Origin of the sequence: Janthinobacterium sp. CG_23.3 (assembly GCF_046115965.1) — a bacterium.
Lineage (GTDB): Bacteria > Pseudomonadota > Gammaproteobacteria > Burkholderiales > Burkholderiaceae_D > Janthinobacterium.
This window is the reverse complement of record NZ_JBJXIB010000020.1, coordinates 44,861-53,413: the sequence shown is the minus strand read 5'-3', so window position 1 is coordinate 53,413 and position 8,553 is coordinate 44,861. Positions and strand designations below refer to the sequence as shown.

The 8,553-nt window shown below is 68.5% G+C and carries 6 protein-coding genes and 1 pseudogene; 3 read left to right on the top strand and 4 right to left on the bottom strand.

Features of this window, described 5'->3' with window-relative positions:
* The 4 genes and pseudogenes from ACFDR9_RS07710 to ACFDR9_RS07695 form a co-directional block, all read right to left on the bottom strand.
* Positions 1 to 677: pseudogene (locus ACFDR9_RS07710) on the bottom strand (tetratricopeptide repeat protein); the annotation flags it as partial.
* Entirely contained in the window at positions 674 to 2,629 is a 1,956-nt protein-coding gene (locus tag ACFDR9_RS07705) for a type II secretion system protein GspD (RefSeq protein WP_409030615.1), read from the bottom strand. The gene ACFDR9_RS07705 and the pseudogene ACFDR9_RS07710, both read right to left, overlap by 4 nt.
* A gap of 139 nt (positions 2,630 to 2,768) precedes the next feature.
* Complete coding sequence (locus ACFDR9_RS07700) at positions 2,769 to 4,046, bottom strand: AAA family ATPase (protein ID WP_409030614.1); 1,278 nt, start codon at positions 4,044 to 4,046, stop codon at positions 2,769 to 2,771.
* A 14-nt stretch (positions 4,047 to 4,060) separates the two neighbouring features.
* A complete protein-coding gene (locus ACFDR9_RS07695) occupies positions 4,061 to 4,777 on the bottom strand; it encodes an ABC transporter ATP-binding protein (RefSeq protein WP_026132529.1) in 717 nt (238 codons plus the stop codon).
* Between the two features lie 301 nt (positions 4,778 to 5,078).
* On the opposite strand from ACFDR9_RS07695, the gene ACFDR9_RS07690 reads away from it, so the two are divergent.
* The 3 genes from ACFDR9_RS07690 to ACFDR9_RS07680 are packed head-to-tail and all read left to right on the top strand — an operon-like array spanning position 5,079 to position 8,540.
* Complete coding sequence (locus ACFDR9_RS07690) at positions 5,079 to 6,782, top strand: GspE/PulE family protein (RefSeq protein ID WP_026132530.1); 1,704 nt, start codon at positions 5,079 to 5,081, stop codon at positions 6,780 to 6,782.
* A 1-nt stretch (position 6,783) separates the two neighbouring features.
* On the top strand, positions 6,784 to 8,019 hold the full coding sequence (locus ACFDR9_RS07685) for a type II secretion system F family protein (RefSeq protein ID WP_327075774.1): 1,236 nt from the start codon (positions 6,784 to 6,786) through the stop codon (positions 8,017 to 8,019).
* Positions 8,016 to 8,540 carry a type II secretion system protein gene (locus ACFDR9_RS07680; protein ID WP_327075775.1) on the top strand — a complete coding sequence of 175 codons (525 nt, stop codon included), beginning with the start codon at positions 8,016 to 8,018 and terminating at the stop codon, positions 8,538 to 8,540. The genes ACFDR9_RS07685 and ACFDR9_RS07680 overlap by 4 nt, the downstream gene beginning before the upstream one ends.
* Positions 8,541 to 8,553: the final 13 nt, after the last annotated feature.

The window sequence follows — 8,553 nt, the reverse complement described above, 5'->3', positions numbered from 1 at the left end:
CGCTGTTTATCATCGCAGAAAAACGGCACCCTGGGCTCCTCTCCACCCGCATCCCCCCTCTCCGGTGGTTTGCTAGACCCGCCGCCCTCTGGGGCCCCCCCCGGCGCGCCGACAGGCGCGGCCGGCGCTTCCGTCAGCGGCATCGGCACCATCGGCAGGTTGGCGCCGGCGCCGCCGTTGGTGGCGTGCCAGTACCAGTAGCCGAAGCCGCCGAGCACCAGCGCCAGCACGGTGCACAGCCCCGCCAGGCGCAGCGTCGCCGGATCGACCGACATCGGCGCGGGCGCGGCGGCGGCCGGCTTGGCGCGCGGCGTCGCGCGCGGGCGCGGCGGCGGCTCGGGCTTGGCGCGGGCGCTCTCCTGGCGCGGCGCCTCGAAGGCGGCGGCCGGGCGCGGCGCGTCCGGCGCAGGCGCGGCGAACCGCGCCTGCGCCGCGGGGCCGGCGAAGGACGGCGCTTCGGCCGCCGCCGCGGCCGTGCCCAGCGGCGCCAGGCTCAAGCCGTCGACCGGCTCCAGCGCCAGCGCCGCCGGCGCGGCGGCCGGCGCGTCCTGCCGCTCGCGCGGCGACAGCGAGAGGATCTGGTCGTACGCCTCGGACGGCTTTTCCAGCTCGTCCTCGTGCGCGCTATTCTGTTTGGCGCGCTCGGCCTTCTTCAACGCCTGCATCAGTAGGCTCATGTTCCGTCTGCCCTCACGGCGGGATAGGCCTGCGCGGCCGGGGCTGTCCGGGGCGCGGGCTGGGCCGGCGCCGCGCTCGGCAGCAGATAGCGGTAGTCCTTGTAGTCGCCGTTGATGCTGGCGTCCTTGACGACGACCGGGCGGATGAAAATCACCAGCTCGGTCTTGCTGCTGCTTTCGTTACGGTACGAAAACAAGTCGCCCAAAATGGGAATCCTGCCGACGCCCGGCACGCTGTCCTTGTTGTTGTCGACCGAATCCTGCATCAGGCCGCCCATCACCGCCACCTGGCCGCTGCTGACCTTCATGATCGACTCCAGCTCGCGCGCCTGGATCACCGGCACCTTGCTGACCACCGGCGTGCTACCGCGGGCCAGTTCCGGGTTCGGGTCTTGCACGTAGCCGACGATGCGCGTGATGGTCGGGCGCACGTTCAGCGTTACCTCGTCGCTGTCGGCGATCTGCGGGGTCACGCTCATGACGAAGCCGACCGGCACCGTCTCCAGGCGCGACTCGTAGGTGGCCGGGGTGGTGATGACGTTGTTCAGGCCGTACACCGCCGGCGTCACCTTGATGGTGAAAAAGACCTGGTTGTCGACCACCTTGAGCAGCGCCGTCTGGTTGTTGAGCACGCTGATTTTCGGACTCGACAGGACCTTTACCTTGCCGAACGATTCGAGCAGTTGGATGGTGGCGGCGATGTTGCCCAGGCGGCTGGTCGGATTCAGGTAGTCGAGCACCAGCAAGCCCGGCGTGGCGCCGGGCGTGACGGCCGACAGCAGCGCGGTGTTGCCGACCTGCTTTTGCGTCACGCTCAGGCCGCTGTCCGGGCCGCGCAGGCGCGACCAGTTGATGCCCTGCTGGTACTGGTCGCTCAGGCGCACCTCGATGATGGTCGCTTCGATCAAGACCTGGCGCTTGGCGCTGCTGAGCACGATGTCCATGAATTCCTGGATCTTCTCGTGCTGGCGGCCGGTGGCGCGCACGGCGATCAGGCCGCCCTCGACGTTGACCACCACCGACGACGGGCTGCCCTTGTTGGCCATCTTCAGCGCGGCGGAGGCGTCGCCCGGCTGTTGGCCCTGGCCGCCCTGGACGGCGTTCGGGCCGCCGGCCGGCGGGTTCTGCGCGTATTGGCCCTGGTTCTGCTGTCCGCCCTGGAGCGGGTTCTGGCCCTGGTTCTGGTTGTTCGGGTTGTTTTGGTTGCTCTGGTACTGGCTCTGGTATTGGCCCTGGCCGGCGCCGCTCTGGGCCATTTGCGCCAGCGGGTCCGTCAGCGGGTCGCCCAGCGTGGTTTCGCGCAGCAGGTCGCGGATATTGCGCTCCAGGCTGTACCAAAAATTGTTTTCCGACTTGTTGAGCACCGAGGTCGTCGAATTGTTGTTGCCGCCGGCCGAGCCGGCGCCGCCGCTGTTGGCCGCCGCGCCGGCGCCGCCGCCGGCGCTGGAGCCGCCGCCGGCGGTGGAAATCTGGGTGGCGATGTTGACGCTGCTGTTGGTGCTGCGCGCGATGTTGACGTAATCGACCTTGTAATGGCGCCAGACGGCGGTGTCGGGCAGCACCGTCAGGTTCTTGCCGTCGATTTCATAGCGCATGTCGACTTGCCGGGAGATGCGCGTCAGCAATTGCGGCAGGGTCTGGTTGAGCGCGTTCAGCGTGACGCTGCCGTCGATGCCGGGGTGGATGTCGACGTTCATGCCGGCGTCGCGCGCCAGCGCGAACAGCAGCGACTGCACCGGCACCTTGTGCACCGTCACGCTGTAGGTTTCCAGCTTGGCGGCGGGGGCGGGCGGGCGCAGGGCGGTGCTTTGCTGGACCGTCTCGGGGATGGCGCCGGCCGCTTGCGGCGCTTCGCTGATGTGGCTGGGGGAGGTCGGCAGCGATGGGCCGGCGCACGCGCCGAGCAGCGCGCAGCACAGGGCCGGCATAAGGGGGGCAGCAGGTATTTTCATTGATGTTCCGCCCTAGAGGCCGCTAATTGTTGTACTTTTGAAATTTTAACCACCTTGGCCGTATAAAAGCAATTGTACCGCGCATGGTCGCCGGACAAAGCGTGAAATAAGCCGGTGGAAACGGCTTTATTGGCAAGTATCACCACAGTGGACCGGCGCCGGACGCCGCCACTTCGGCGCGGATGGCGGCGACGTCGACGATCCGCGGCCGGTACGGGCCCTGCTCGGACAGCAGCGCCTGCACCGCCTCGGCCTGGGCGCGGGTGCGGAAACTGCCGTAGACGATGGCGGTGTGGGCCGCGCCGTCCAGCCGCAGCGGATAGGCGTGCACCTGCTGCAGGCCGATGGCGTCGCCGGTGTCGCGCAGGAAGTTGTTCAGGCCGGCCCGGTCGCTGGACGGCAAGACCATGATTTGCAGCGCCAGGTGCTGCGCCGGCGCGCCCGCCAGCCAGGCCCGGCTGGCGTCCAGGCAGGCTTGCAGCGGCTGCACCCGGGCGCGCGCCGCCGCCGGCGCCGGCGCCGCCGGCAGCCAGGCCCAGGCCGCCGCGCCGGCCAGCAGCAACGCGCCCAGCGCGGCGGCGGCGACGCGGCGCCGCGCCGGGCGCGCGGGCCGGCCGAAGGCGCTGTCGCCGATGGCCGCGCGGACGTGCTTGGCGCCGACGACGGCGGCGTCGTCGGCGAAGGCGGCCAGCATGGCCTTGTCGGCCAGGATGTTGATGCGCCGCACGATGCCGCGCGACACGGCCGCCAGCTGGCGCACCGCCTCGGCGTCGAACAGGGCCGCACCGCGGTGGCCGGCGGCGCCCAGGCGGCAGGCCAGGAACTCCGGCACCAGCTCGGGCGCCATCAAGGGCACCGCGAAGCTGTGCGTGATGCGCTCCTTGAGTTGGCGCATCTCGGGCAGGTTCAGGCTGGCGTCCAGTTCGGGCTGGCCGAACAGCACGATCTGCAGCAGCTTGTGGTGCGCCGTTTCAAGGTTGGTCAGCAGGCGGATCTGTTCGAGCGTGGCCAGCGGCATCGCCTGGGCCTCCTCGACCAGCAGCACCACCTGGCGGCCGGCCGCGTGCTTGTCGATCAGGTCGCCGTGCAGCAGGCGCAGCACCTCGTCGGCGCGCTTGCCGCCGCTTGCCAGGTTCAGTTCGCCGGCGATGGCGAACAGCACCTCGTCCGGCGCCAGGCTGGGGTTGACCAGGTAGATCACCTCTATGTGCGGCGGCAACTGGCTTTCGAGCATGCGGCACAGCATGGTCTTGCCGCTGCCGACCTCGCCGGTGACCTTGATGATGCCCTCGCCGTGGATGACGCTGTAGAGCAGGGCGTCGAGGATGGCGCCGCGCGTGTTGCCGCTGTAGAAAAACGCCGGGTTCGGCGTGATGCTGAAGGGCGCCTCGTCGAGGCCGAAGTGGGCGTGGTACATGCTGTGGCTCCGGTTCAGGCGATGCAGTGCAGGAAGGCCTGCTCCAGGTTGGCGGCGGCGTAGTCGGCGCGGCATTGCCGCGGCGTGCCGACGAAGCGGATGCGGCCCTCGTGCAGGATGGCCATGCGGTCGCACAACTCCTCGACGTCGGCCAGCGCGTGCGAGGTGAAGAGCAGGGTGCGGCCGGCGTCGCGCAGCAGGCGCAACTGCCGCTTGAGCAGCGCGCGCGCCTTCGGGTCGAGGCCGCTGGTGGGCTCGTCGAGCACCAGCATCGGCTTGTCCGACAGCAGGCAGGCGGCCAGGCCGAGCTTTTGCGTCATGCCCTTCGAATAGGCGCGCACCTGGCGCGTCAGCGCGGCCGGCTCCAGGTCGAGCGCGGCCAGCATGGCGCCGACCCGGGCGGCGTCGTAGGGCAGGCCCTGCAGCTTGAGCATGTAGCGCAGGAAGGCGGCGCCGCTCAGGTAGTAGGGCGGGCTGAAGCGCTCGGGCAGGAAGGACAGCGGCGCGCGCGCCGCCGGCAGGCGGTGCGACAGGCCGAAGATGGCGATGGCGCCGGCGTCGAGCGCGCAAAAGTCGAACATGCACTTGACCAGGCTGGTCTTGCCGGCGCCGTTGACGCCGACCAGGCCGAAGCTTTCGCCGGCGCGCACCTCCAGCTCGACGCCGCGCAGCACCGCGCCGCCGGCATAGCTCTTGACTACCTGTTGAAAACGCACTGCTGAAACACTCATGGATGGCCGGACGCTGTGGGGTTGGCGCGGGCGGGGCTGCCCGGAGCAGACTGTAGCGCATTATCGTCACTTCTGGCCACGCGCGGCAAGCGCAAACCGGGGACAGACCACGATTTCCGGGAAATACTTTCCCGGAAATCGTGGTCTGTCCCCGTCGCGTTGGTCCCCGTCGCGTTGGCGTTTGTTGTTGCCGTGGATGACTATTCGCGGCCGATTGTTTTGGCGCGGCCACTTTCTGGCATAAAATGGGCCGCTGCCTGCTGTGGCAGCTTAATCGACGTGCGCGAACCGAGGAGTGGGTATGGCAAGGCCAGAAAAAGTCCGGCTGGGGGAGATTTTGGTGCAGCAAAAGCTGCTGTCCGAAGAACAGTTGGGCCTGGCGCTGACCGAGCAGAAGCGCACCGGCCGCAAGCTCGGCCGGGTCTTCGTCGAGCACGGCTTCGTCACCGAGGAGCAAATCTCCGGCGCGCTCGCCAAGCAGTTCGACATCCCGTATATCAACCTGAAGTTCTACAACATCAACGCCGAGGTGGTGCGCCTGCTGCCGGAAACCCAGGCGCGGCGCTTCCGCGCGCTGGTGCTCGAGCAGCGCATCGACACGCTGCTGGTCGGCATGTCCGACCCCACCGACCTGTTCGCCTACGACGAGATCGCGCGCCTGGTCAAGCGCAACATCGAGCTGGCCGTGGTCAACGAGAGCGAGGTGCTGGCGGCGATCGACCGGATCTACCGGCGCACCGAGGACATCACCGAGCTGACCCGCGAGCTCGAACAGGACCTGGGCGACAGCGCCGTCGACTTCGGCGCGCTGGCCGCCAACCCGGGGCTGGAAGAGGCCCCCATCGTCAAGCTGCTGCAGTCGGTGTTCGACGACGCCACCCAGGTGCGCGCCTCCGACATCCACATCGAGCCGCAGGAGGCGCGCCTGCAGATCCGCTTCCGCATCGACGGCGTGCTGCACCTGCAGACCGAGGCCGACATCAAGGTGGCCAGTTCGCTGGCGCTGCGCCTGAAGCTGATGTCGGACCTCGACATCTCGGAAAAGCGCCTGCCGCAGGACGGCCGCTTCGCCATCCGCGTCAAGAACCAGCGCGTCGACGTGCGTATCTCGACCATGCCGACGCAGTACGGCGAGTCGGTGGTGATGCGGCTGCTGAACCAGGGCGGCACCACGCTGCGCCTGGACGCCATCGGCATGCCGGCGGCGCTGGTGACGCGCTTTCGCGCCATCGTCCAGCGCCCCAACGGCCTGGTGCTGGTGACCGGCCCGACCGGCAGCGGCAAGACCACCACGCTGTATTGCGCGCTGGCCGAGTTGAACTCGGTGGAGAAAAAACTCATCACCGTCGAGGACCCGGTCGAGTACCGCCTGGCCGGCATCAACCAGGTGCAGGTCAACGACAAGATCGAGCTCGACTTCGCGCGCGTGCTGCGCTCGGCGCTGCGGCAGGACCCCGACATCGTGCTGGTGGGCGAGATGCGCGACCAGGAAACCGCGCAGATCGGCCTGCGCGCGGCCATGACGGGCCATTTGGTGCTGTCGACGCTGCACACCAACGACGCCCGTAGCACGCCGCTGCGGCTGATGGACATGGGCGTGCCGCGCTACATGGTCGGCAGCGCGCTGCAGGCGGTGCTGGCGCAGCGCCTGGTGCGGGTGATCTGCGAAAGCTGCAGCGAGCCGCACCCGCTGGCGCCGACCGAGCGCGAATGGCTGCGCCAGGAGCTGGGCGCGCTGGTCGACCAGCACCACTACTTCCACGGCAAGGGCTGCTCGCACTGCAACGGCATGGGCTACCGCGGCCGCACCGGCGTCTACGAGCTGCTGGAGATGACGCAGGCGGTGGCCGACGCCGCCAACGACCCCGACCCGGCGCACTTCCTGAAGGTGGCGTCGGCGCAGATGGCCGGCGAGACGCTGCGCCGGCACGCCGTGCACCTGGTGGTGCAGGGCCGCACGACGGTGGCCGAGGCGATGCGCATCAGTAACCAGATCGAGGAGTGACGTGCCTTTTTTCGCCTACACAGCCCGCAACGGCGCCGGCGAGTTGATCCGCGGGGTGCTGGAGGGCGCCGACAGCGGCGTCGTGGCCGACCAGTTGTTCGCCACCGGCGCCACGCCGGTCGAGATCGCGCAGACCAGCAAGGCCGTCAGCGCGGCCGGCGCCGACCAGGGCCTGTGGCAGCGCCTGACCGAGAAAAAGGTCAACTCGATGGACGTGCAACTGTTCAGCCGCCAGCTCTACACGCTGCTCAAGTCGGGCGTGCCGATCATGCGCGGCCTGGCCGGCTTGCAGGAGTCGGCCATCAGCAAGGCCTTCGGGCGCGTCATCAAGGACTTGCGCGAGTCGCTCGACGCCGGGCGCGAGCTGTCGGCGGCGATGCGCCGCCACCCCGAGGTGTTTTCCAATTTCTACCTGTCGATGGTGCGCGTGGGCGAGATGACCGGCCGCCTCGAAGAGGTCTTCCTGCGCCTGTTCGACCACCTCGAATTCGACCGCGACATGCGCGCCCGCGTCAAGAGCGCGACCCGCTACCCGGTCTTCGTGGTGGCCGCGATGCTGATCGCGATGGTGGTGGTGAACGTCTTCGTGATCCCGCAGTTCGTCAAGGTGTTCGCCAGCTTCAACGCCGAGCTGCCCTTGATGACGCGGGTGCTGATCGGCAGCTCGAACTTCATGGTCAATTACTGGCCGCTGCTGCTGCTGCTGACGGGCGCCGCCGTGCTGGGCGTGCGCGCCTGGCTGGGCACGACGGCCGGCCGCTACGCCTGGGACCGGCACAAGCTGCGCGTGCCGATCGCCGGCAAGATCATCCTGAAGGGCACGATGGCGCGCTTCGCCCGCAGCTTCTCGCTGTCGAGCCGCAGCGGCGTGCCGATCGTGCAGGCGCTGACGGTGGTGTCGCAGACCGTCGACAACGCCTATCTGTGCGCCCGCGTCGAGCAGATGCGCGACGGCGTCGAGCGCGGCGAAAGCATCCTGCGCACCTCGGTGGCGGCCGGCGTGTTCACGCCGGTGGTGCTGCAGATGATCGCCGTCGGCGAGGAGTCCGGCTCGCTCGACGAGCTGATGGATGAAATCGCCCAGATGTACGAGCGCGAGGTCGACTATGAATTGAAGACCCTGTCGGCGCAGATCGAGCCGATCCTGATCACCTTCCTGGGCCTGATGGTGCTGGTGCTGGCGTTGGGGATTTTCCTGCCGGTCTGGGACCTGGGCAAAGTGGCGCTGCGCAAATGAGCCGCCGGCCATTGTTGCGCTGGAACAACAGACGGCGCGGCGCGCAACGCGGCATCTCCTTGTTCGAAAGCGCGGTGGCGGCGATCGTCGTCGGCGTGCTCGGCGCGGTGCTGCTGACGCGGCTGGCGTACTACCAGGAGCAGGCCGAGCTGGCCGCCGTGGCGCGCACGGCGAACCTGCTGCGGGCCGCGCTGGCGCTGAAGCTGGCGCACCTTTACGCCGGCAACCGGCAGGCCGAAATGCCGGCGCTGGCGCGGCAAAACCCGATGGAATGGCTGGCCGCGAGGCCGGCCAACTACGCCGGCGAATACGCCGCGCCGGCCAACGGCGAGGTGGCCGCCGGCCAGTGGTACTTCGACCGCGGCGCCGGCAAGCTGGTGTATTTGTTGGCCGAGGGAAAAATTTTTAGCGGATCCCAGCCAAAGGCCTTGCAATTCAAGGTAAGCTTATCCGGCCCGGCCCAGAACCTGCCTGTGCAATCCAAGGGGATGAGTATTGTTTTGAATCAAGTTTATGAATAACTTGTCGTTATAT

Excerpts from the sequence above, each read along its gene's own strand:
- ACFDR9_RS07705 (WP_409030615.1), bottom strand. The coding sequence starts at position 2,629 with ATGAAAATACCTGCTGCCCCCCTTATGCCGGCCCTGTGCTGCGCGCTG.
- ACFDR9_RS07700 (WP_409030614.1), bottom strand. The coding sequence starts at position 4,046 with ATGTACCACGCCCACTTCGGCCTCGACGAGGCGCCCTTCAGCATCACG.
- ACFDR9_RS07695 (WP_026132529.1), bottom strand. The coding sequence starts at position 4,777 with ATGAGTGTTTCAGCAGTGCGTTTTCAACAGGTAGTCAAGAGCTATGCC.
- ACFDR9_RS07690 (WP_026132530.1), top strand. The coding sequence starts at position 5,079 with ATGGCAAGGCCAGAAAAAGTCCGGCTGGGGGAGATTTTGGTGCAGCAA.
- ACFDR9_RS07680 (WP_327075775.1), top strand. The coding sequence starts at position 8,016 with ATGAGCCGCCGGCCATTGTTGCGCTGGAACAACAGACGGCGCGGCGCG.